Below are 24,538 nucleotides of genomic sequence, written 5' to 3' on the forward strand. Positions count from 1 at the left end.
CTTTAATTTTATCAAAAGGTGTCCTTTTTGTTTACAAAAATAGCGACAAAAAAGGCGTGGGATCTATACTTTTTAGTGTAGATCCCACGCCTTAATTTTTTGTTTACTGGAGTTTTGTCCCAGCCTCTTTTCCTTCCGTGAAATCCTCAGATTCCACAACAATCATATCTTCTCCAATTACTTTAATGTTTCGCCAACGAATGAGTGATTCATCATCTTCTTTTTTTAGACCGAACCATTTATAAGACGGAATGATAAATGCTTCAATTTGTCCAGTCTGCTCATTGATCTCCAAATCTGTTTGTCCGAGCACGCCCAACTTAATCCCTTGCTTCACATCAATAATTTCCTTCCCGCTAATATCTCTAAGCCTCATGGATACCCCTCCCTATTCCAGCTTATGCAAGAAAGCAGAAAGTCATGAGAATAATGAGTTGGCAGGCTTCAATTGTTATTTGAAATTATTGCGATTGCTGGTTTTGACTTAAATACATGGTCGATTACGTTACGAACGGAGCTATGCGAAATGGCATCGATTTCTTTAATTATTTCATCTATTGAACGATGTCTTTTTAATAACAATTCATTTCTTCCATTCCTACTCATTCTGCTGCTTGTACTTTCCAAACTAAGCACAAGATTTCCCTTTAATTGTTCCTTACTATTATGTAGTTCTTTATCTGTTATTCCGTTATCAACAAGCTCAGCAATCGTATCATCAATCGTTTCCTGCAACTTTGTCAATTGTTCATTTCCTGTACCGGCATAGATTGTGAGCAGACCATCTTCAAGAAATGAAGCATGATAAGAAAATACAGAATAGGCAAGTCCCTGTGATTCGCGAACATCCTGAAACAAGCGGGAACTCATACTCCCACCTAAGACATTGTTTAATAAAATTAAGCTGTATGTAGATGAATCATTAATTGGTAAGCCTCGGTAACCAAGGCAAAGGTGAGCTTGCTCTGTATCTTTATTCTTTGTTATCGAATCTCCTACAAAAAGAGCTGTCATTTCTTCCTTTTTCTTACCCGGCCGAGTAAAGGAACCAAATCGGTCATCAATCAATTGGACAAATGATTCGTCTGCATTTCCTGCAATTGAAATGACGATATTTTCCGGCGTATACTGTTCATTCATATAATCTCTTAGCATTGCCGGATGGAATGACTCCAATTGCTTCTCTGAACCTATAATCGGAAAACCCAGTGGGTGATTGCCAAAAGCAGCTTGTGCTAAGAAGTCATGTACAATATCATCTGGCGTATCTTCATACATTTTTATCTCTTCATAAACTACTTTCTTTTCCCGTTCCATCTCTTCTTCATCGAAACTCGAGTCGAAAAACATATCTGCCAGAATTTCTAATGCGAGTTCTTTATGGGTATCAAGAACTTTTGCATAAAAACAAGTATATTCCTTGGAAGTAAAAGCATTGATCTGGCCTCCAATGGAATCAAATGCCTCTGCTATATCACGGGCAGTCCGTGTTTTTGTTCCTTTAAACAGCATGTGTTCAATAAAATGGGATATACCATTATTTTCAACCGTTTCATTACGTGAACCCGTTAATACCCAAATTCCTATCGTGACGGAACGAACAGCAGGAATTGGTTCAAGCACGATACGCAATCCGTTCTTACTCTGATGTTTCTGAATCAATATTGCTCCCCCCTAAAATGATGTCAAATTATCGTTCTGTACTTAAAAGTGTATCTAATCTGCCTATTCGGAAGTCTTTATCCTTAAGGAGCGTGATTAATTCATCTAGCCCTTCAGCAATGACCGGTGTTGGATGCATTAAAATGATTGCACCAGGATGCACGTTATCATTTACTCGATTTATCATAACAGAAACAGATGGTTTCTTCCAATCGATCGTATCTACCGTCCATAGAATTGTCTCCATTCCTTCTTCACTGGCAATCTTGACTACTTCATCTTTAAAACTTCCGCTAGGTGGTGTAAAGTAAGTTGGAGTTTCCCCTGTAATTGCAGTAAGTATTTCATTTGTCTGCTTGATCTGTGTTTCGATTTCCTGATTATTCAGGCGCGCCATATCTGGGTGATTATAAGCATGGTTTCCGACAAGATGACCTTTTTCCACAATCATTTGTACGAGTTCTGGATTCTCCCTCGCCCACTTCCCTTCAATGAAAAAATTTGCTTTCACTTGATGTTCCTGTAACGTGTTTAGGATTGCCGGAATATGCTCATTCCCCCAAGAAACATTAATCATAAATGATACCATTTGTTTTTCGGGATGTCCACGGTAAATTGGCGCTGATTCTAGATCGGTTAAATCGATTTCCGGTCGTATTTGATCAAAGATAAGTAGCTCCTCTTGAAATACGCCTGCTTTCTTCATCCGCTGGTAGGATTTTTCAACATTTATGTCCCTGCCGTTCCTTCCGGGAGTCTTTTTATAAACGCGGTCAATGTAGGCGTTTTGAGGTGCTTCCTTATATTCTCCTGTTGCCGCTTTTTGCTCGATCTCTAAGTATAGTTCGTCCTTTTTTGAATTCGTAACAGGCACTGCCCCATCAATAAATGGATTATAATCCAATCGAAATGCAGCAAAAAGGATAAGAATGAACACTAGTACGTTCACATATTTTTTATACTCTCGCATGCCACCGCCCCCCTGCAATCAATATATGCGGCAATGGGACAAGGTATGCGAAACAATAGAAAGGGCTATTAAAAAAAGAAACTGAAATAATTACTCAGCTTCTTTTTGTTTTCTAAGTCATTCAGAATTACTTAACGACCGAATCACTTATTTATTTGCTTTTTCTTCCCGTTCTTTTTCTTCTAATAGTACTGCTTTTCGTGACAGATTAATTCGGCCTTGTCGATCAATTTCTTTCACTTTGACTAGGATTTCATCTCCGACTGAAACGACGTCTTCTACTTTATTCGTACGTTCAATTTGCAGTTCGGAAATGTGAACAAGACCATCTTTTCCTTTAAATAATTCAACAAATGCGCCAAACTTCTCAATACGTTTAACAGTACCAAGATACATTTGACCTACTTCTACTTCACGGACAATGTCCTCAATAATTTTCTTCGCCTTTTCATTCATTTGCTTATCGGTTGAAGAAATATAGACACTACCGTCCTGCTCAATGTCGATTTTCACACCAGTTTCATCGATGATTTGATTAATTTGTTTCCCGCTCGGTCCAATTACATCACGGATTTTATCCGGATTAATGGCCATCGTCATGATTTTCGGTGCAAACGGAGATAACTCTGTCTTAGGTTCTGCAATGGTTGCAAGCATGGATTCAAGAATTTGCATCCGTCCTACTTTCGCTTGTTCCATCGCTTCTTCTAATATCTCTCGGGAAAGACCGTCAATTTTAATATCCATCTGTAAAGCAGTAATTCCATTTTCTGTACCGGCAACTTTAAAGTCCATGTCACCAAGTGCATCTTCCATGCCTTGAATATCTGTTAAAATCGTATAATCTTCCCCAGATTTAACTAGACCCATCGCAATTCCGGCAACCGGAGCTTTAATCGGGACTCCTGCATCCATTAATGCTAATGTACTTGCACAAATACTCGCCTGCGAGCTTGAACCGTTAGATTCCAATACTTCGGAAACGAGACGGATTGTATATGGGAAATCATTTTCAGATGGGATCACTTTTTCAAGGGCACGTTCACCTAAGGCACCATGACCAATTTCCCTTCTACCCGGCGCGCGGATTGGACCTGTTTCCCCAACACTATATTGCGGGAAGTTATAATGATGCATAAAGCGTTTTGACTCTTCTAAATCAAGCCCGTCCAAAATTTGGACATCGCCGAGTGCACCTAATGTACAGATACTTAAAGCTTGTGTTTGTCCACGTGTAAATAGCCCTGAACCATGGGTGCGCGGTAAGATGTGAGTGCGACTGGATAATGGTCTGACTTCATCCGGTTTTCTACCATCTGGACGAATTTTCTCCTTCGTAATAAGACGACGCACTTCTTCCTTCACCATGTTTTCAAGAATGTTTTTCACTTGTTTAATGGTATCTGCTTCTGTTTCTTCATCATAAGCAGCAATTACCTCTTCTTTCACGGCTGCAATCGCATCTTCACGCTCATGCTTTTCTTTTACTTGGATTGCCGCAGTAAGCTTATCTTTTGCCTCATGTTCAATTTTTTCCGTAAGCTCTCTGTCAAGCTCAAATAAATTCACTTCGGATTTTTCGATATTCGCTTGAGAAATAATTTCTTCTTGAAATTCAACTAATCGTTTAATTTCTTCGTGACCGAACATGATCGCTTCAAGCATTACTTCTTCAGGAACTTCATCAGCACCTGCTTCAACCATGTTGACTGCATTTTTCGTTCCTGCTACGGTAAGCTCGATATCACTTTTTTCCTGTTGCTCAATAGTTGGGTTAATAATGAATTCTCCATCAACTCTTCCAACTTGAACACCTGCGATCGGTTCCTGAAATGGAATATTAGAAATAGAAAGCGCAATGGAAGAACCGATCATTGCTGCGATCTCTGAAGAACAGTCTTGATCCACACTCATCACGGTACTGATAACTTGTACTTCATTACGGTAGCCATCAGGGAAAAGTGGTCGAATTGGACGGTCAATTAGACGTGAAGCCAGAATTGCTTTTTCACTTGGTCTTCCTTCCCGCTTAATGAATCCTCCCGGGATTTTTCCGACGGCATACAACCGTTCTTCATAATTTACTGTCAAAGGAAAGAATGGCAAATCTTTCGGCTCCTTTGATCCTGTGGCAACTGCCAGTACAGATGTATCACCATAATGAATCATCGCAGCGCCACCAGCTTGTTTGGCAAGTTCACCTATTTCCACTGTAAACGTGGAACCTGAAATCTCTGTCGAAAAAACTTGTTTTTCATCTGTCATCTAGTTTGGTACTCCTTTCAATACAACATCCTTATCATTAGTATAAGCAATTCTCGCTTAAAGCTATCAGGTAATTCTTTCTTCTAGAATATACGATAGCAGTGGGAGAATCAAACGGTACGTCTAATCAGAAGCGTAATGTCAATAATATCCAGTTATATAAAACAAAACTTCATTCTAGAGGAGTTGTTGTTCTTTTCCCACGGAATTAGCTTTTGTAAATCAAGGTGTCAGCGACCGTTATTTCCCGCTTTTAACCCTTTACCATTTTTAGTCGCGGAAGTCTTACGGACTGTTACACCATAGTAAAATGTTTAAAAGAAAAAGCAGGATTTCTCCTGCTTTTCTTTAAGCTTATCGACGTAAGCCGAGTTTTTGAATTAAATCGCGGTAACGTATAATATCTTTATTACGTAGGTAGTTTAATAGGTTACGGCGTTTACCGACCATTTTAAACAGACCGCGGCGAGAATGATGGTCCTTCTTATGAACACGAAGATGTTCATTCAGTAAGTTAATCTCTTCTGTAAGTACAGCAATTTGTACTTCAGGAGAACCTGTGTCCGTATCATGGACTTTAAATTCATTAATAATTTCATTCTTACGTTCTTGTGAAATCGCCATTTGGTCCACCTCCTATAGAATTTGTATAGCCCCAATCCCCTAGCAATCGTCGGAGTTACGATTTGCCAAGCGATGGTTTATCTACATTAGTATAGCTTTAACTCCAGATAAAATCAAGTTTTTAATCAATATTTTTTACATGAACTGCTGTTTCAGACTGTAAATGTTGAGTAATTTATCGGAAATAATTGCGGATTGTCTTTTCGTCGTCGGCAAGTTGTGCGATTAGTTCTTCTTTGCCGGCAAATTTTTTCTCATCCCGAATGAACTCATGCCATTCAATCTGTAATTCTTCTCCGTATAAATCATTATTATAATCAAAGATATTCACTTCAACGGATAAATTTCCTTTATCTTCTTTGAAAGTCGGGTTCGTCCCGACACTTGCCATTCCTTCATAAATCGCATTCTTGTATCGTATTTTCACAGCATAAATACCAATCTTAGGCAGAAGCGCTTCTTCATTAATTCGTAAATTCGCCGTAGGATAGCCAAGTTCCGGGCCACCGCGCTTTGCACCTCGAATAACGGTACTTGTATATTTTAGAGGGCGTCCAAGCAACTGATTAACTGCCGCTACGTCTCCTTGGTTCAACAAGTTTCTGATCCGAGTGGAGCTGATTTTTTCATCATCCAGAGAAACTTTGTCGATAACCGTATAATCAAATTCACCTCTGGAATATTCCGCGATATTCTGCATATTTCCAGATCCTTTATGGCCAAAGCTGTAATCGAAGCCTGCAACAAGATGCTTAATATTTAATCCAATTATAAAATGATCGATGAAAGCTTGAGGACTCAATTTCGATAGTTCTTCGTTAAATTTAATAATATAGAGTCTATCAACATTCATTTGCTGAAGAATTTCTTGTTTTTCGCGAAGAGGCGTTATATATTGCACATGTTCTATCCCCTTTTTCAATATGACAGATGGGTGAGGATGAAACGTAATTACAGCACTCTCCATATTTCTTTCCTTTGCTATTTCAACAGCTTTCTTGATTAATTGCTGATGTCCTTTATGTATCCCGTCAAAAAAACCAATCGCACTTACTGTTTCGGGCATGTCCACTCCAGAAAGTGTGTGGGGATAAGTTAATTCAAATGTTCTCATATCTATTCACCTACTTTTTTATCAAGCTGAAATACACGAACTGGCTTTATTTCTTGCTTACTTTTTTCATGAAGCTGATAAATGGCCAATAGTTCACCGTGGTGCACCATCAAAAACGGATTCGTCATCGGTAATTCGTCAGGTCGAGGCAGTTTTTGGCCATGCTGTACTTTTCTCTTTACCTGTTCAGATACTTCAATGGAAGATAAATGATCAACTCCGGATAGGAGCGGTTTGAGCCATACTGCTCGTTCCGCTTCAGTAGCGGTTTTTTCGAGCTGTTCGAATGTTACTGCTTCCTTCTTAGTGAAGTTCCCAGTCTGGGTTCTTTCAAGGAATGACATGTGAGCAGGATATCCTAGCCTTTTCCCAATGTCGACACAAAGTGTTCGGATATAAGTTCCCTTCGAACAAGTGACTTGGAATCGGATCGTTTGATCATTTTTATTTTGTGCTAAGCGCTTAATGGAATATATCTCAATATTACGTATTGGTCGCTCGACTTCTTCATTTGCCCTTGCATATTCATACAGCTTCTTACCGTTTACTTTAACAGCTGAATACATTGGTGGGATTTGCTCCGTCACGCCTAGAAAAGATCTGAAGCATGCGTCAATTTCACCGGTTTCAGGAAATGCATCAACTTCCATCGTTTCAACAATTTCACCGTAGCTATCTTCTGTTTCTGTCGTTTGCCCTAACTTTAATTCGGCGATATATGTTTTCTTTGTATCTGTCAAAAACGGTACAACTTTCGTAGCTTGACCGATGCAGATAGGAAGTACACCTTCTACTTCCGGGTCAAGCGTCCCTGTATGTCCAACCTTTCTCGTCTTGTAAATTCGTCTTATCTTCATAACGCAATCATGGGAGGTCATCCCTCCTGGTTTCCATAACGGCAGAATTCCGTCCATCTCTTTCACTCCCGTTCCATACAAGCAAAAGAATCATGGAAAAATCTGACTCTGTCCACTTAACTAAGGAGTCAGATTTACCATTTATTTATTTAAATCTCGTAAAATAGTTTCAATCCGGTTTCCATACTCGTATGCTTCATCAAATTCAAAAAGAAGTTCAGGTGTCTTTCTCAGACGGATTCGTTTCCCGATTTCTGAACGGATAAATCCTTTAGCTTTCGTTAATCCAAGTAAAGTATCTTGTTTTTCTTTCTCTGAACCGAGTACAGAAATATAGATGGTAGCTTGCTGAAGATCTCCGGTGACTTCTACATCTGTAACTGTAACAAAGCCAATTCTAGGATCTTTCAGTTTCATCGTTAAAATTTCGCCTAATTCTTTTTTCATCTGTTCAGCAACCCGATTAGCACGTAATTCCGACATCATCTCACCTCATTCAGAAAATAATTAATTGCTTGAAGGAGGGTTAGCGTTCCTCAACCGTTGTAAGGGTCCGCTCCAATTCGGGATATTGATCAACAACCCGCAGCACTTGCTGGATTATTTTCTCTGCATGTACTGTACTTGCCGATACTGTCACAACGCCAAACTTTGTCCGTTGCCAGAGGTCTTGATATTCTAACTCGGCAACGGCAACATTAAAGTCTTTCGTCAATTTGGCAAATATCCTTTTTAATAAGGAACGTTTTGCTTTAAGCGAATTTCCTTCGTAAAAGAAGCACTCTATTTCAGCATAGAGGATCATGTGCGTTTAATTTCCTCCATAATAAATGCTTCGATAACGTCTCCTTCTTTAATATCATTAAAGTTCGAAATTGTAATTCCGCACTCATAGTTAGTCGCTACTTCACGTACATCATCTTTAAATCGTTTCAGTGCAGCGATCTCACCTTCGAACAGGACAACTCCATCACGGATTACTCTGACCCCAGAGTCTCTCGTAATCTTACCATCCGTAACATAGCTTCCAGCGATTGTTCCGATTCGGGAAACTTTAAATGTTTCACGAACTTCCGCTTGTCCGATAACTTTCTCTTCGAATTCAGGATCAAGCAAGCCCTTCATCGCTGCTTCGATTTCTTCAATTGCCTTATAGATGACACGATGCGTTCTTACATCGACTTTTTCTCTTTCTGCAGCGTTTTTCGCATTTACATCAGGTCTTACGTTGAAACCGATGACGATTGCATTTGAAGCAGATGCCAAAATAATATCAGACTCTGTTATCGCTCCTACTCCAGTGTGGATGATTTTTACTTTAACGCCTTCTACTTCAATTTTTTGTAGAGAAGAGGAAAGTGCTTCAGCTGAACCTTGAACATCCGCTTTAATAATAATATTTAAGTCTTTCATTTCACCTTGCTTAATTTGCTCGAATAAATCGTCAAGGCTTACTTTACTCTGTTGTCCCCGGTTTTCCACAATAAATTTCTGCTCTCGTGCCTCACCGACTTGTCTTGCTTTCTTCTCATCTTCAAATACGAGGAATTGATCCCCGGCTTGTGGTACACCGTTAAGACCGGTAATTTCCACTGGTGTAGACGGGCCAACTTGTTCAACCCGCTCCCGCATATCATTTACCATCGCGCGTACTCGACCATATGTGTTCCCGACAACGAGGGAATCACCTACATGGAGCGTTCCATTCTGGACGAGTAATGTCGCTACAGAACCTCTTCCTTTATCCAACTGCGCATCAATCACCGTACCGGATGCATTGGCATTCGGATTCGCTTTTAGTTCTTCAACTTCCGCGACGAGTAACACCATCTCAAGGAGATCATCAATACCCTCGTTTTTGATTGCTGAAATATTAACGAAAATCGTATCCCCGCCCCAGTCTTCAGGGATTAATTCGTATTCTGTTAACTCCTGCATAACGCGGTCAGGATTTGCTGATTCTTTATCCATTTTATTAACAGCAACAATAATTGGAACCTCAGCTGCTTTTGCATGGTTGATCGCTTCAACGGTCTGTGGCATTACACCGTCATCCGCAGCAACGACTAGAATTGCGATATCCGTAACTTGAGCGCCACGTGAACGCATGCTTGTGAAAGCAGCGTGGCCCGGTGTATCGAGGAAAGTGATCTTCTTCCCATTTGCTTCTACTTGATAAGCCCCGATATGCTGTGTGATCCCTCCAGCTTCTCCTGCTGTTACTTTTGTTTTTCGAATGGAGTCTAGTGTTGTTGTTTTCCCGTGGTCTACGTGCCCCATAATCGTCACAACAGCAGGTCGTTCCTGTAAGTTCTCTTCTTTCTCTTCTACGCGATATTTTTCAAAATCTGTGTCCTCTAGTACAATTTCCTTTTCTACTTCAACATTATACTCACCGCAGATTAATTCAATCGTATCATCATCAAGATCCTGGTTTTTCGTAGCCATCACACCTAAAAACATGAGTTTTTTAATGATCTCAGATTCTTTTTTGTGTAGCTTTGCTGCAAGTTCACTAACCGTTAGCGTATTACTATACGTAATCTTCTTCGGCGTTAAATCCGGTGCCGGTTGTGTCGGTTTGCTTCTTTGCTGGTCTCGTCTCTTTTGGTTTCGATTTTTATTACGGTGAGTCTTTTGCTGGCCTCTTTTTCCTGTCATTTGTTGACTCCCTTTGTTGTTATGTCTTTTATCAGAAGACTTCTGTTTCGTATCGTCTTTTTTCTGTTTTGGTTTCGACTGAGTGGTTGTCTTCTGTTTTTCTCTATCGTTAGTCGATGGATTAAACTTTTTATCAAGTGATTTCACGGTATTCTCCGAGATCGTAGACATGTGATTCGCCACTTCCACATTCATTTCTTTTAAATAGTTAATCACTTGTTTACTCGTTACTTGATTCTTTTTAGCATATTCATATACACGCATTTTAGTCATACGTTCACCCCCGAAATTAATTACCTTAGAAAACTTGGCATTCGCCAAGGCTTTACGGCGAATGCCTTAGTTGCACTTATGCAATTAAAATGGATTCATACTATCTTATCCGGCAAAGTACGAGCGGATCTTCTTAGCAAAACCTGCATCCAGTACTGCAATCGCAACTCTTTGGGATTTTCCTATCGCATTCGATAATGTTTCCCGGTCCTCTTCGGCAATAACATAAGGAACCCGGTAATACTTGCATTTATCGGTAATGCGTTTCTTCGTCTGGTCCCCTGTATCATGGGCCAGTATTACGAGCTTTGCCTTCTGGCTGCGAACATCTCGTAAAATAGCATCTTCCCCAACAGAACATTTTCCGGCCCGAAAGGCGAGACCAAGTAAATTCAAATAATTCTTCATGATTCACTTCTCACAAGCTCTCGTAATTCTTCATAGATTGCCGGTTCAACTTCAGCATTTAACGTTCGGGCAAGAACATTGGATTGTTCAGCTTTATCAATAACTTCCAATGTTCCGGTTACATATGCGCCCCTGCCGTTCTTTTTCCCTGTCGGGTCGACAAATACTTCTCCGGCTTTATTCCGTACAATACGGATCAGTTCTTTTTTTGGTCGCATTTCCCCTGTTACAACACATTTTCTTTCTGGTATTTTACGTTTTGTCGCCATTTTTTAATTCCTCCTATTCAAACAAATCGTTATCATTCATTGAATAAGATTCTTCTTCAGTTGTTTCACTATCATCTTCGAGATCATCCTCGAGCAGGCCTTCATTTTTAGCTTCAGTCTCACTCTTAATGTCGATTTTCCAGCCTGTCAGCTTGGCAGCAAGCCGAGCATTTTGCCCACGCTTACCAATTGCTAAAGATAGTTGATAATCAGGAACAATAACTGTTGTTGCTTTCTCTTCTTCGTTTACGAGCACATCAATGACCTTAGAAGGACTGAGTGCGTTCGATACGTAAACAACCGGGTCTTCTGCCCATTCGACGATATCGATTTTCTCACCCTTCAGTTCATCAACTATCGCCTGGACACGCTGACCTCTTGGTCCGACACAAGCACCTACTGCATCAATTTCTTCGTTCTCCGCATAAACGGAAATTTTTGAACGGTCGCCAGCTTCCCGGGCTACTGATTTAATTTCAACGATACCATCATAAATTTCAGGTACTTCCATTTCAAATAATCGCTTCAACAAGCCTGGATGTGATCTTGAAATATAGATCTGTGGCCCTTTACTTGTATTCTCCACTTTCGTTACATATACTTTGAGACGATCATGGGTGTGATACTCTTCTGTCGGCATTTGCTCCGCTTCAGCAAGCTTTGCTTCAATCTTTCCTAAGTTTACATAAATAAAGCGGGCATCTTTACGCTGGATGATTCCAGTCATGACATCATCTTCTCGGTCGACATATTCGGAATAAATAACGCCCCGTTCTGCTTCCCTTACCCGCTGTGTTACTACTTGCTTTGCCGCCTGGGCAGCAATCCGACCGAAGTCTTTCGGTGTAACCTCTACTTCGATTACATCATCCACTTCATAATTCGGGTCGATTTCCTTTGCTTCCGCCAACGATATTTCCTGTTGGGTATCCTCTACTTCTTCTACAATCGCTTTTCTTGAAAATACTTTCATACTGCCTTTTTCTTCGTTAAGTTCAACTCGCACGTTCGTTGCAGATTGGAAATTCTTTTTATATGCTGATATTAATGCAGCTTCCAATGCTTCAATTAATATTTCTTTTTCAATGCCTTTTTCCTCTGCTAATAAATCAATCGCATCAAACAACTGACTGCTCACTTTTCATTATCCCCCTTTTTAGAACGTTACAGCTAATCTTGCTTTAGCTACCTTTTCATATGGAATCTCCACTTGTTTCTTCGTTGTTTTCACCTTATATTCAATGGTTAGACAATCATTTTCAAAGCTGGTTAATATTCCTTCATATTCCTTTTCACCATCAATGGGTGCGTATAATGTAACATAAACATTTTTATTAATATTTGCTTCTATATCTGCTTTTGTTTTGAGCGGTCTTTCCGCACCAGGTGAAGATACTTCGAGGAAATAGGCATCTTTAATTGGATCTGTTTCGTCGAGCTTTTCACTCAGTTGCTCTGATACAAGTCCACATTCCGCGATATCGACACCACCCGGTTTATCAATATAAACACGCAGGAACCAGTTCTTTCCTTCCTTCACATATTCAATATCAACCAGTTCTAAACCATTCTGTTCTAAAATCGGATTCACTAATTGTTCTGTTGTTTCAATAACCGAAGTCATCCGTCATCCTCCTTCTACTACCATTTATTCCTTATTATGCACAAGTTTAATCTTTTTCATTTTAAAGTAGTAAAGTGGCAATATAAAACCCTAGCCTGTCATGTAGGGGCTAGGGGCGAAGTAAGAGCATAAATTCTAAGAAGAAGGAGTGGGCTAGAAACCCACTCCTTAAAATCGTTCAATCGACACTTTCCGAAAATTATTATATCATAGCAGGAATATGTTTGCAAATAACTGGTATGTTAAAAGAGTGATAGTTGGTTCTTCTCTGCCATTCCCTCCAAGCAACCGTGCTGGTCAAGATACTCAAGGACAGTCTTCGGTACTTTGCTTCGTTCATGGAAATCTTCTTTTGATAAAAATTCTCCATCTTTTCTTGCTTCCACTATATTTATGGCAGCGTTCGTACCTAAGCCGTCAACTGCATTAAATGGAGGGATTAGTGTATCTCCTTCTACAATGAATTCCGTCGCACTTGAACGGTATAAATCAACTTTTTGGAAAGAGAAACCACGCTCACACATCTCAAGCGCTACCTCAAGTACTGTTAGGAGAGATTTCTCCTTTGGTGAGGCATCGTTTCCTTTTGCTGTGATTCCGTCAATTTTTTGTCTGATCGCAGATGAACCTTTAATCATGGAATCAAGGTCAAAGTCATTCGCACGGACAGTGAAATAAGCTGCATAGAAAAGGATTGGGTGATGGACTTTAAAGTATGCAATCCGAATTGCCATTAATACGTAAGCCGCTGCGTGGGCTTTAGGGAACATATACTTAATCTTTTTACATGATTCAATATACCAATCTGGCACATTATGTTTCTTCATTTCGCTAATCCATTCATCCTTCAATCCTCTTCCCTTACGAACAAATTCCATGATTGTAAAGGCAAGTGCTGGTTCGAGGCCTTTTTGCATCAGATAAACCATAATATCGTCCCGGCAACCAATTACATCGGCTAGTTCGCAAATCCCTTCATTGATTAAATCCTGAGCGTTCCCAAGCCATACATCCGTACCGTGGGACAAACCAGAAATTATCAATAGCTCTGCGAAGGTGCTTGGTTTTGTATCCTCAAGCATTTGTCGGACAAAACGTGTTCCAAATTCCGGTACTCCAAGCGTACCCGTTTTACAATTAATCTGTTCTGGGGTGACTCCAAGAGACTCTGTCCCGGAAAAGATTTTCATTACTTCCGCATCGTCGGTTGGAATATCTTGCGGATCGATTCCACTCAAGTCTTGCAACATCCGAATCACGGTCGGATCATCATGACCAAGTATATCGAGCTTCAATAGATTTTCATCAATAGAATGGAAATCAAAATGGGTTGTCCGCCACTCACTCTTCCGGTCATCTGCTGGAAATTGAATCGGTGTAAAGTCAAAGATTTCTTTATCCTCTGGTACAACGATAATACCGCCAGGGTGTTGCCCTGTCGTTCGTTTCACTCCAGTACAACCTTGCACGAGGCGATCGATTTCCGCTCGTTTGAATTTTAGATTCCGATCATTTGCGTATCCTTTAACGTAACCGTAAGCTGTTTTATCCGCTATGGTTCCTATCGTTCCTGCTCGGAAAACATAGTCATCCCCAAACAGCTCTTTCGTATAATTATGGGCCCTTGGTTGATAGGTTCCGGAGAAGTTCAAATCAATATCCGGTACTTTATCTCCTTTAAAGCCAAGGAACGTTTCAAACGGGATGTCTTGACCATCCTTCGTTAAATCTGTACCACATTTCGGGCAAGCTTTATCAGGTAAGTCGAAACCACTTGCAACCGAACCGTCCGTAATGAACTCACTATAATTACACTCCAGACAAACATAATGCGGAACAAGTGGGTTCACTTCCGTAATCTCTGTCATCGTTGCAACAAATGATGAACCGACAGAACCTCTGGATCCGACGAGATAACCGTCATCTAAAGATTTCTTAACGAGTTTGTGGGAAATCAGGTAAATAACGGAGAAGCCGTTCCCGATAATACTATCCAACTCTTTTTCCAGGCGAGCTGTGACAATTTCGGGTAGTGGATCACCATAAATTTCTTTCGCTTTTGTATAACAAAGATCCCGCATTTCTTGTTCCGCACCTTCAATCGTCGGTGTAAATAAGCCATCTTTAATCGGTGAAATGGCCTCAAGTCCTTCCGCTAACTCTTGCGTATTTTTGACGACAATTTCATACGCTTTTTCTTCACCTAAAAACTTAAAGGCTTCAAGCATTTCTCCTGTCGTGCGCATTGGTGTATCTGGTAAAGTTTGACGATTTAACGGATTTCCGGCCTGAGAAGAAATCAATATTTGGCGGTATTGCTTATCATTCTCATTTAAATAATGCACATTCCCTGTTGCTACTACGGGTTTATTCAGTTTTTCCCCGAGTGCGACGAGTTTCTTAAGAATATCAAATATCTGAGCTTCATTTTGCACTAATTCCTTATCGATTAAATGGACATAGTTGGAAGGTGGCTGTATTTCAATGTAATCATAGAACTCCGCTACCTTCTCCGCTTCTTCTGCTGACGTCTGCATCATCTTTTCAAAGACTTCACCTTGATCGCAAGCTGTCCCGATAATTAATCCTTCGCGATTTTTCTCCAATACGGAACGCGGTATTCGGGGAACCCGGTAGAAATAATTAATATGGGCGTACGAAACTAACTTATACAAGTTTTTCAAGCCAACCTCATTCTGCGCTAAAATCGTACAATGGAAGGGACGGGAACGCTGATAGGCATCACTTTCACCCATATGATTATTCAGCTTCAGATGATTCGTAATATCTTGTTCCAATAACTGCTGCACAAATTTCCACGTTAAATAACCTGTTGCCTCTGCATCATAAATTGCGCGGTGATGCTGTGTTAATTCAATATCCATATGTTTACATAGTGTATTCAGCCGGTGGTTCTTCAATTGTGGCAGTAAAAACCTTGCAAGTTCTAGTGTATCGATAACGGGATTGGTAACTTTCCCGAGTCCAATCCTTTCAAAACCTTGATTAAGAAATCCTATATCAAAGGATGCATTATGGGCTACAAGGATATCGTTACCCATCCAATCGTTGAAATCTTTTAGCACTTGTCCTACTTCAGGCGCATCTTTAACCATGTCATCCGTAATTCCCGTTAGATTAATTGTTGTTTCCGATAGAGGATGATGCGGATTGGCGAAAGATTCAAAGCGATCTACAATTTCTCCTTGGTGGATTCGGACGCCGGCAAGTTCAATTATCGTATCATATACTGCTGAAAGCCCTGTCGTCTCCACGTCGAAAACAACATAACTGGCATCAGAAAGCTCAATATCTGCTGAATTATAGGCGATTGGAACACCATCATCCACCACATTGGCTTCTACACCATAAAGAACTTTAATGTCATGTTTTTTACTCGCCGCATGTGCTTCGGGAAAACCTTGTACTCCGGCATGGTCGGTTATTGCTACTGCTTTATGTCCCCATTTTGCCGCTTGAGCAACAAGTGCACCAGGAGAGACGACCGCATCCATCTGACTCATTGTAGTATGAGCATGCAGCTCAACTCGTTTTTCCTCATCAGGTGCTGTATCCATCCGCTCAGCTACTTCTACCTCTTGGATATCATTCGCCATCATAGCAAGCTCATTGGAATACATGTCCGTCTGGATGCTCCCACGGGCTTTAATCCACATACCTTTTTTAGCAGATTTGAACTTCTCTGCATCTTCGTCTCCGCGGGAAAACATCTTAATCTCTAAGGAATCGGTGTAATCCGTTGCTTTAATAATTAACAAACTACGTCCAGATCTTAGCTCTCTAATATCAGCAGAGAATACATAGCCCTGGATCGTAACTTTTCTCTCCTCTTCCTGGATGACTTCCATCGCAACTGGGTCATCTGGAATACGGTAACCTAGAAGGAGTGGTTTATTTTCATCTTCCACTTTGGTTTTATCACGCTTCGCCTTTTCTTTCACTGTATTCATGACAATTCGCTGATCCTCAAGCACTGTCTGTTCTTTGAAACGTTGAATCGCCTCAGGGTTATTGTTCACTGACATCTCCAGCATGAATTTGGTGGCGCCAATCGCAGAAAAATAGTTTTGCATCGGTTCAAGTAATCTATTTTTGAGCGCTTGCGCTTCTGCTTCATTCCTGGCAGTTAACATAATCTTATTACCGTTAACTTGTGGTGTTTGCTGTTCTACTAATTCCTTATAAGCTGGTGATAGTGGTGGCACTTTTTGTAAGAAATCATTCCAATAACTAATTAAGTTATCTTCAGCTATGTCTGAGTTTACCGCTTCGATCGTCAGCTCCACACTCGCTATATCACGGAACGCTTCCCTTAATTTCATGCAAAAAACTTCATATACTTGATAAGGAAGGATAGATTCTACACATATGTAAAAATGCCAAACTCGTGTTTTCTTGTGAACAACTAATTTATTTAAATAACTATTTGAAAAGTGATTTGTCATATCCTGCGGTAATTCGATCTGTTCAAGCAAGATATTCATCTTCTGCTGTTTGGATAAATCCATTATTTCTCCTCCCTTTGGCTAATAATTGTTCATCCATTTTAAAACCCTTGCTTTTATTATAAAACAAGGGTTTCGTAATTTGAACTATTTAAGATTATGTTGCCTGTAAAATTGTAGTCAAGTTCTATTCCAGCTCCGCATCCCCTATACACCTATTGAGCAGGAAGGGTGCTATCGCTCCAGAAATATACTACGCTATCCGCGGGCTCCGCGCGGATAGCGAGGGGTATCGGGACTGCGAACTTCCAGTAGAAAGTAATTTAATCACATTACAGATAGTTTATAGGAATAGTCGTTGGATGTCATTCCAAGTTACTACGATCATGAGTAGCATGAGTAATGCGAAGCCGACGAAGTGGAAAAGCCCTTCTTTTTCAGGTGGTACTGGTTTTCCTCGTAAGGCTTCGATCCCAACGAATAAGAGCCTGCCACCGTCAAGCGCTGGTAATGGAACTAGGTTGATGACACCTAGGTTTACACTGAGCATTGCTGTCCAGAGGAGGAAGTTCCAAAATCCGGTTTGGACAATCTGGTCTGTCGCATCGTAAATACCGACTGGTCCTGATAATAATTCAATCGATACTTGACCCGTTACTAGCATCATTAAATTAGTAAGAATAAGTTTTGTCGTCTCATACGTACGTTCAAATCCATAAGTCAGTGTTCCGAGAACTGACTTTTCATAGGCAGGATAGACACCGATTTGTCCCATATGAATCGGTTCTCCTTTTTCGTTAACAGATTCGACCTCATTGGGCGTTACCATTACTTGTTCTTCCTGACCATTACGTACAAAGGTCAATTGCAATTCACTAGCTGGGCTTTCTCTAACAATGGAAGTGAATTCCTCCCAAGTGGAAACCGGGGTATCGTTAATTCGGATCACTTCATCTCCCTCAACCATACCAGCTTCTGCTGCAGGAGAACCATCGACGATTTCTCCCATTTTCGCTTCGTTAACCGGAGTTCCCTGAGCGATACCTAAAATAATGAAAATGACGATTGCCAATACAAAGTTCATCATCGGACCTGCGAATAATTGCATTGCCCGTTGTGCAGGTGTTTTCGAAGCGAATTGCCGATCATATGGAGCAATTTGCGTTTCTCTTTCATCCATAATGAAAAATGCTTTCTCATCGACATGGAATGTCAGCTTCGTATCTTCATCACCCAGCTCATACCCATCAATGATTAAATCATGATCAAGATCAACTCGTTCGACTTCGATTACCCGTGCATTCGGATGCTTGTCTTTGTTGTTGACAATAATCTTATTTACTTTGTTGTCTTCATTAAATTCAACACCGATATGATGTCCAGGTTTTAATTCAATTATTTCCGGGTCTTCACCTGCTACACGCACATATCCGCCTGCCGGAATGAGACGAATGGTGTACAATGTTTCATTCCTAGTAAAAGAGAAAACTTTTGGACCAAACCCGATTGCAAATTCTCTAGCTAGCATGCCAGCGCGCTTTGCAAATATCAAATGGCCCCATTCATGAATAAAAACAAGCAGGCCAAACATAAATATAAATGCGATGACTGTGGTCAAATGAAGCACCTCTTTCAATCTGAAATCTTTATTTACTTCCTCTAGCTATTTAGCTAAGTTTATCGTGTTTTCCTCGATTTGTACAACGGAACAATGCTATTTGTTGCCCTCTTAAATAAACTGGATCAAATGCAGGAATGGCAAAACAAAAAGTAAACTATCAAAACGGTCGAGGATACCACCGTGGCCTGGTAGTAATTTACCAGAGTCTTTTACTCCATAATTCCGCTTGAAAGCAGATTCCACCAAATCCCCTACTTGTCCTACCATCGACGCAAAAATCGTTACAATAATAACGATTAGCAACGAGTGTGGGAACGGATGTACAAGATGGAAAATTACCGCTACAATACATGCAGTGACGATTCCCCCGATAGCTCCTTCCACCGTCTTATTCGGACTAATATCCGGCCATAATTTCCGTTTTCCTAGTGCCCTCCCAACAAAATATGCTCCTGTATCCGTAGCCCAAATGATGAAGAAGGCAAATAGAATATTACTGAACCCACTCGTGCCAAGTCTTGTCTCAATCAGAAAATAAAATCCAATTCCAACATATAAGGCTGTAAGGATAACGAATCCTGCTTCATCAAATGTGAACTTATTCCTGACTAATACAGTATAAGCTAATAAAAATAAGATAATTACAGTTAGCATATCTGTTATGGATAAAAATTCTATGGAAAAAAGAGTAGATTTATCCGGCAACAGTACGAGCCAGATTCCAATCGTTCCAATTAATCCTGGAATGGAAACGAGAGATATTTCCCTCATTCGCAACAATTCCATCAGGCCGATTGTCGCAAGCAAGTAGATGAACAAAATAAACGGCAAGTCGCCAATAATTACAAATGGAAGGAATACGATTAGTGCAAGAATTGCTGTTATAACCCGTTGCTTCATATAAATTTCATCACCTTAAATACCTCCGTAACGTCGTTTCCTTTTTTGATAATCTTGTATCGCTTTATTAAAAATATTCTCATCCATATCAGGCCAAAGAACATCCGTAAACCAAAATTCACTATACGCAAGCTGCCAGAGCAGGAAGTTGCTAAGCCGCTTCTCACCACTTGTACGGATGAGCAAGTCGGGATCTGACAGACCATTTGTGTAAAGGTATTTCGAAAATTCTTCCTCTCCTAATGAATCAAGCGATACTTTATTCCCATCCACATCATTCATGATCTGTTTGATTGCACGCATAATTTCATATCTGCTACCATAATTCAAAGCAAAATTAAGGAGCAGTCCATCGTTTGCTTTTGTTTTGTTTATCGCGTATTGCACAGTTTTTTGAGTGTGTGCAGGAAGCGCATCAAAATTACCGATTGTTTCAATTCGAACATTGTTTGCCATTAATTCTGGAAGATAAATATGCAAAAATTCTTTAGGCAGCTTCATTAAAAAATCAATTTCCGATTTTGGACGATTCCAGTTCTCGGTAGAGAAAGCGTATAAAGTCAATACTTTCACATTGGCATCGTTAGCAGCCCGCACGACTTTCATTACTGCTTTTACGCCCTCTTTATGTCCGGCAATTCTAGGCAAGCGTCGGCTTTCTGCCCAGCGTCCATTCCCGTCCATAATAATTGCTACGTGATTCGGTATATTCTCTGATAAGTTGATGAGCTTGTCATCCTCTTGTTTATTTTTAATAAACGGTATTTTCATAGACATCTTAGGTCCTCCGAATTTCTGACTTCCTACTCCATCTGCAGAATTATTTCACTTTCATTTATATGTTTGAAGGATGCCCTTCATTACTCAACCTTTATACCCCTAAAACAGCTGTGAATTACTTTCATTCAGCGTAAGTGTGTACAACTTACTTCTGGAGGTCCGCAGTCCAGACACCTCTCGCTTTCCGCAGGCGGCTGGTGAGCCTCCTCGTACGCTTTGCGTACTGCGGGGTCTCACCTATGCCTTTCCTCCTGCAGGAGTCTCGAGGTGTCTGGACTGCTCCGAGGGGAAAGCGTGATTTGGATTACTGTTTAATATTCCAGAAGTACAATCCTTATCATAACGGAATAATTTCTTTTTAAAATAATCCTTTAGACCAGTTCAGTTGCCCGGCGGACGGTGACTCCTACGGGAATAGCACGAGTCCGAAGACCCCGCAGGAAGCGGTTTTCTTCCGAGGAGGCTGAGGCCGTGCCCGTGGAAAGCATCCGTCCGCCGGGCAACTGAACGGTAATTAGAACGCCAATAAAATGAATGCACAAAATACTTACGCTGAATGAAAGCATTTGGCAGTTTACTTTATTTTTAGATGAGAAAGTTGAGTTTATTTGTAAATTATCCATTCATTTTTTCACTTCATGGTACACGTTACATTATAACGATAATCACAAAAAAATACAAAAGCCCCCTTATAAAAAGAGGGCTACATTGATTTTACACGTTTAAGTAACAATATTAAAGTGTTAACTATAGATTATACTTCCATAATCTCATTTTCTTTTTCTTTTGTCAGCTGTTCAATTTTAGCAATGAACTGATCTGTTTCTTTTTGAACATCATCTTGGAATTTCCGTAATTCATCTTCTGTGATCTCGGAATCTTTTTCCATAGCTTTTAATTGATCGTTAGCCTCACGACGGATATTACGCACTTGAACACGGGATTCTTCCGCGAATTTACCGACGACTTTCACAAGCTCTTTCCGGCGCTCTTCCGTTAATGCTGGAATATTGATGCGGATAACATTCCCATCATTGGATGGAGATAGCCCAAGGTTCGCTTTCTGAATGCCTTTCTCAATTTCGCCTAGTGCCGTTTTGTCATATGGTGTTACGACAAGTAAACGAGCTTCAGGTGCACCTACTGACGCAAGTTGATTAAGTGGTGTAGCTGCACCATAGTAATCAACAAAAACACTATCTAATAGGTTAGGGTTTGCTCTTCCAGCTCGAACAGTAGCTAAGTTTCGCATAAATGCTTGTACCGCAAGTTCCATTTTTTCCTTCATTTCACTTAACACAGAATTTGCCATCACTTATTTCCCCCTTATAGTTGTTCCAATTGTCTCGCCTTGAACGACGCGTTTAATATTACCTTTTTCTGTTATGGAGAAGACGATTAAAGGAATATTATTATCCATACAGAGTGATGAAGCTGTAGAGTCCATTACTCCGAGGCCTTCATTAATCATATCCAAATAAGATAAATTATCATATTTAACAGCATCTTTATTAACTAACGGGTCAGCGGAGTAAACACCATCCACATTGTTTTTAGCCATTAGAATTACTTCTGCTTCAATTTCTGCCGCTCTTAGCGCAGCAGTAGTATCCGTTGAAAAATAAGGGTTTCCTGTACCGGCGGCAAAAATGACAACACGCTTCTTTTCCAAATGGCGAATTGCTTTTCTTCTTATGTATGGTTCTGCAACTTGGCGCATTTCAATCGATGTCTGAACTCTTGTTGGAATTCCAATCATTTCCAGTCCATCTTGCAATGCTAGTGAATTCATAACCGTTGCTAGCATACCCATGTAATCAGCCGATGCACGGTCCATCCCCATCTCACTACCGACCTTACCTCTCCAGATGTTTCCTCCACCAACAACGATTGCAACTTCTACTCCAAGTTCTGCAACCTCTTTTACTTGGCGTGCAATGGAATGGATGATTTTCGGATCAATACCGCTTCCCTGATCCCCACTCAATGCCTCTCCACTTAATTTTAACACAATTCTCTGGTACTTTGCTGTTGTCATAATAACCTCCATCGCAATACATATTATTATGATATGTTTGTTCTTTATTTATTCCGTTGTATACAACCATGGTAAAATAGGGAACAATCTCGTTCCCTATTTTACAATTGGCTTATTTTTTAATTTGGCTCATTACTTCTTCAGCAAAGTTTTCTTCACGTTTTTCCATACCTTCGCCTACTTCATAGCGCACGAAAGTTTTCACGCTTGCACCTTTGTCTGCTACATATTTCTTCACTTTAACGTCAGGATCTTTAACAAATGCTTGTTCGACAAGAACGATTTGTTCAAAGAATTTGCCAAGACGGCCTTCAACCATTTTTTCAACAATATTGGCTGGTTTACCTTCATTAAGAGCTTGTTGTTTTAGAACTTCACGCTCGTGATTTACTTCGTTCTCTGCTACATCTTCACGGTTAACATAGCGAGGGTTGATTGCTGCTACGTGCATTGCAACATCTTTTGCAACTTCTTCATCCGTTGTCCCTTCAAGAACAGTCACAACACCAATTGTTCCGCCCATATGCAAGTAAGAACCGAATGCATCGTTATCTGTTTTTTCGAAAATAGTGAAACGACGTAAAGAAATCTTCTCACCGATTGTAGAGATTGCACTGTTAATAATTGTTTCTAGTTTTTCACCATCAACCGTTGCTTCTAATGCACCTTCCACAGTTTCTGGTTTGTTAGCAAGTAATGCCTTACCAATCTTAACTAAAAGGTCTTTGAACAAATCGTTTTTCGTTACGAAGTCTGTTTCACAGTTCACTTCTAGTAAAACTGCAGTGTTGCCATCGATTTCAACATGAGTTAATCCTTCTGCTGCAATGCGGTCTGCCTTCTTGGCAGCTTGCGCCATTCCTTTTTCACGCAGGTAGTCGATTGCTTTATCAATGTCACCATCTGTTTCTTGAAGTGCTTTTTTACAATCCATCATACCTGCACCAGTTTTTTCACGTAATTCCTTAACCATCTTTGCTGTAATTGCCATTTGTAAAAATCCTCCTTTAAAGATTCCGTGTTTCTTTCTTTAAAAAAAGGTGATAAAAGGTAATTATCCTCTTATCACCCTCACTTTTCCAGAAAATTACTCTTGAGTTGAGGCTTCTGCAGTTGCTTCCGCTTCTGTTTCAGCTTTGTTATCTTCAGCTGCTGGTTCTTCGACTGGAGCTTCTACTTCTGCTGTTTCTTCACCTTGTTTCCCTTCTAAAATAGCATCAGCCATTTTTGAAGTCAATAATTTAACAGCACGAATTGCATCATCGTTAGCTGGGATTACATAGTCAATTTCATCCGGATCACAGTTTGTATCGACAATACCGATGATTGGGATGTTTAATTTATGAGCTTCAGCAATAGCAATTCGTTCTTTACGTGGGTCAATAACAAACATTGCATCTGGAAGCTTCTTCATGTCTTTAATTCCGCCTAAGAATTTCACAAGACGATCTTTTTCTTTAAGTAGCTCCCCTACTTCTTTCTTAGGAAGTACTTCAAATGTACCGTCCTCTTCCATTCTTTCAATTTCTTTCAAACGCTCGATACGTTTGCGGATTGTTTGGAAGTTCGTTAGCGTTCCACCTAGCCAGCGCTGGTTCACATAGAACATGCCGGAGCGAAGTGCTTCATCACGAACAGAGTCCTGTGCTTGTTTTTTTGTACCTACGAAAAGAAGTGTACCGCCATTTGCCGCCAATTCTCTTACATAGTTATAAGCTTCTTCAACCTTTTTCACTGTCTTTTGCAGGTCGATGATATAGATACCGTTACGTTCCGTGAAGATATATTTCTTCATTTTCGGGTTCCAACGGCGTGTCTGGTGACCGAAATGTACACCAGCTTCAAGTAATTGCTTCATTGAAATTGCTGCCATTTTAAAATTCCTCCTATAGGTTAGTTTTCCTCCGCCCCGTTCCTTTCTGCATATAAACCATTGGCAATCTGGCACCTTATAAGCAAATCCCGAGACGTGTGTTATGACTTGTCTTGTTTCGACAAGTGTTTTA

Annotated in this window: 23 protein-coding genes; all 23 read right to left on the reverse strand. The window is 40.3% G+C overall.

Annotated features, from left to right (window positions below):
- Positions 1–103: 103 nt before the first annotated feature.
- Positions 104–376, reverse strand: coding sequence for a YlmC/YmxH family sporulation protein (locus GN217_RS04190; protein ID WP_156855407.1), 273 nt, complete (start codon positions 374–376; stop codon positions 104–106).
- Positions 377–444: 68 nt separating this feature from the next.
- Positions 445–1,662 carry a M16 family metallopeptidase gene (locus tag GN217_RS04195; RefSeq protein WP_156855408.1) on the reverse strand — a complete coding sequence of 406 codons (1,218 nt, stop codon included), beginning with the start codon at positions 1,660–1,662 and terminating at the stop codon, positions 445–447.
- A 28-nt stretch (positions 1,663–1,690) separates the two neighbouring features.
- Complete coding sequence (locus GN217_RS04200) at positions 1,691–2,632, reverse strand: polysaccharide deacetylase family protein (RefSeq protein WP_156855409.1); 942 nt, start codon at positions 2,630–2,632, stop codon at positions 1,691–1,693.
- Between the two features lie 147 nt (positions 2,633–2,779).
- Positions 2,780–4,897: a polyribonucleotide nucleotidyltransferase gene (gene pnp / locus GN217_RS04205; RefSeq protein ID WP_156855410.1), complete on the reverse strand. Its 2,118-nt coding sequence runs from the start codon at positions 4,895–4,897 to the stop codon at positions 2,780–2,782.
- A 354-nt stretch (positions 4,898–5,251) separates the two neighbouring features.
- Positions 5,252–5,521, reverse strand: a complete 270-nt coding sequence (gene rpsO / locus GN217_RS04210) for a 30S ribosomal protein S15 (protein WP_156855411.1) — start codon at positions 5,519–5,521, stop codon at positions 5,252–5,254.
- Positions 5,522–5,696: 175 nt separating this feature from the next.
- A complete protein-coding gene (ribF, locus tag GN217_RS04215; RefSeq protein WP_156855412.1) occupies positions 5,697–6,635 on the reverse strand; it encodes a riboflavin biosynthesis protein RibF in 939 nt (312 codons plus the stop codon).
- 2 nt (positions 6,636–6,637) lie between these two features.
- Entirely contained in the window at positions 6,638–7,549 is a 912-nt protein-coding gene (gene truB / locus GN217_RS04220) for a tRNA pseudouridine(55) synthase TruB (protein WP_156855413.1), read from the reverse strand.
- An 84-nt stretch (positions 7,550–7,633) separates the two neighbouring features.
- On the reverse strand, positions 7,634–7,975 hold the full coding sequence (rbfA, locus tag GN217_RS04225) for a 30S ribosome-binding factor RbfA (RefSeq protein ID WP_156855414.1): 342 nt from the start codon (positions 7,973–7,975) through the stop codon (positions 7,634–7,636).
- A 43-nt stretch (positions 7,976–8,018) separates the two neighbouring features.
- Complete coding sequence (locus tag GN217_RS04230) at positions 8,019–8,297, reverse strand: DUF503 domain-containing protein (RefSeq protein WP_156855415.1); 279 nt, start codon at positions 8,295–8,297, stop codon at positions 8,019–8,021.
- On the reverse strand, positions 8,294–10,426 hold the full coding sequence (infB, locus tag GN217_RS04235) for a translation initiation factor IF-2 (RefSeq protein ID WP_156855416.1): 2,133 nt from the start codon (positions 10,424–10,426) through the stop codon (positions 8,294–8,296). Before infB ends, GN217_RS04230 begins: the two co-directional genes overlap by 4 nt.
- Positions 10,427–10,531: 105 nt before the next feature.
- Positions 10,532–10,834, reverse strand: a complete 303-nt coding sequence (locus GN217_RS04240) for a L7Ae/L30e/S12e/Gadd45 family ribosomal protein (RefSeq protein WP_370459716.1) — start codon at positions 10,832–10,834, stop codon at positions 10,532–10,534.
- Positions 10,831–11,103, reverse strand: a complete 273-nt coding sequence (rnpM, locus tag GN217_RS04245; RefSeq protein ID WP_156855418.1) for an RNase P modulator RnpM — start codon at positions 11,101–11,103, stop codon at positions 10,831–10,833. Before rnpM ends, GN217_RS04240 begins: the two co-directional genes overlap by 4 nt.
- 13 nt (positions 11,104–11,116) lie before the next feature.
- Positions 11,117–12,241: a transcription termination factor NusA gene (nusA, locus tag GN217_RS04250; RefSeq protein ID WP_156855419.1), complete on the reverse strand. Its 1,125-nt coding sequence runs from the start codon at positions 12,239–12,241 to the stop codon at positions 11,117–11,119.
- 18 nt (positions 12,242–12,259) lie between these two features.
- Complete coding sequence (gene rimP, locus GN217_RS04255; protein ID WP_156855420.1) at positions 12,260–12,727, reverse strand: ribosome maturation factor RimP; 468 nt, start codon at positions 12,725–12,727, stop codon at positions 12,260–12,262.
- A gap of 242 nt (positions 12,728–12,969) precedes the next feature.
- Positions 12,970–17,256 carry a PolC-type DNA polymerase III gene (locus GN217_RS04260; RefSeq protein ID WP_156855421.1) on the reverse strand — a complete coding sequence of 1,429 codons (4,287 nt, stop codon included), beginning with the start codon at positions 17,254–17,256 and terminating at the stop codon, positions 12,970–12,972.
- A gap of 280 nt (positions 17,257–17,536) precedes the next feature.
- Positions 17,537–18,811, reverse strand: coding sequence for an RIP metalloprotease RseP (gene rseP, locus GN217_RS04265; protein WP_156855422.1), 1,275 nt, complete (start codon positions 18,809–18,811; stop codon positions 17,537–17,539).
- Positions 18,812–18,922: 111 nt separating this feature from the next.
- Positions 18,923–19,714 (reverse strand): phosphatidate cytidylyltransferase, encoded by a 792-nt coding sequence (locus tag GN217_RS04270; protein WP_156855423.1) that lies wholly within the window; start codon positions 19,712–19,714, stop codon positions 18,923–18,925.
- A gap of 15 nt (positions 19,715–19,729) precedes the next feature.
- Positions 19,730–20,491, reverse strand: coding sequence for an undecaprenyl pyrophosphate synthase (locus GN217_RS04275; protein ID WP_156855424.1), 762 nt, complete (start codon positions 20,489–20,491; stop codon positions 19,730–19,732).
- A 374-nt stretch (positions 20,492–20,865) separates the two neighbouring features.
- The gene (locus GN217_RS04280) at positions 20,866–21,117 is read right to left on the reverse strand and encodes a hypothetical protein (RefSeq protein ID WP_156855425.1); all 252 of its coding nucleotides are present in this window, start codon (positions 21,115–21,117) and stop codon (positions 20,866–20,868) included.
- Between the two features lie 131 nt (positions 21,118–21,248).
- Entirely contained in the window at positions 21,249–21,806 is a 558-nt protein-coding gene (frr, locus tag GN217_RS04285; protein ID WP_156855426.1) for a ribosome recycling factor, read from the reverse strand.
- A 3-nt stretch (positions 21,807–21,809) separates the two neighbouring features.
- A complete protein-coding gene (gene pyrH, locus GN217_RS04290) occupies positions 21,810–22,532 on the reverse strand; it encodes a UMP kinase (protein WP_156855427.1) in 723 nt (240 codons plus the stop codon).
- Positions 22,533–22,644: 112 nt separating this feature from the next.
- A complete protein-coding gene (gene tsf / locus GN217_RS04295; RefSeq protein ID WP_156855428.1) occupies positions 22,645–23,523 on the reverse strand; it encodes a translation elongation factor Ts in 879 nt (292 codons plus the stop codon).
- 96 nt (positions 23,524–23,619) lie between these two features.
- On the reverse strand, positions 23,620–24,405 hold the full coding sequence (rpsB, locus tag GN217_RS04300; protein WP_156855429.1) for a 30S ribosomal protein S2: 786 nt from the start codon (positions 24,403–24,405) through the stop codon (positions 23,620–23,622).
- Positions 24,406–24,538 lie beyond the last annotated feature (133 nt).

The sequence above is a fragment of the Oceanobacillus sp. AG genome (assembly GCF_009746545.1).
Classification (GTDB): domain Bacteria; phylum Bacillota; class Bacilli; order Bacillales; family Amphibacillaceae; genus Oceanobacillus; species Oceanobacillus indicireducens.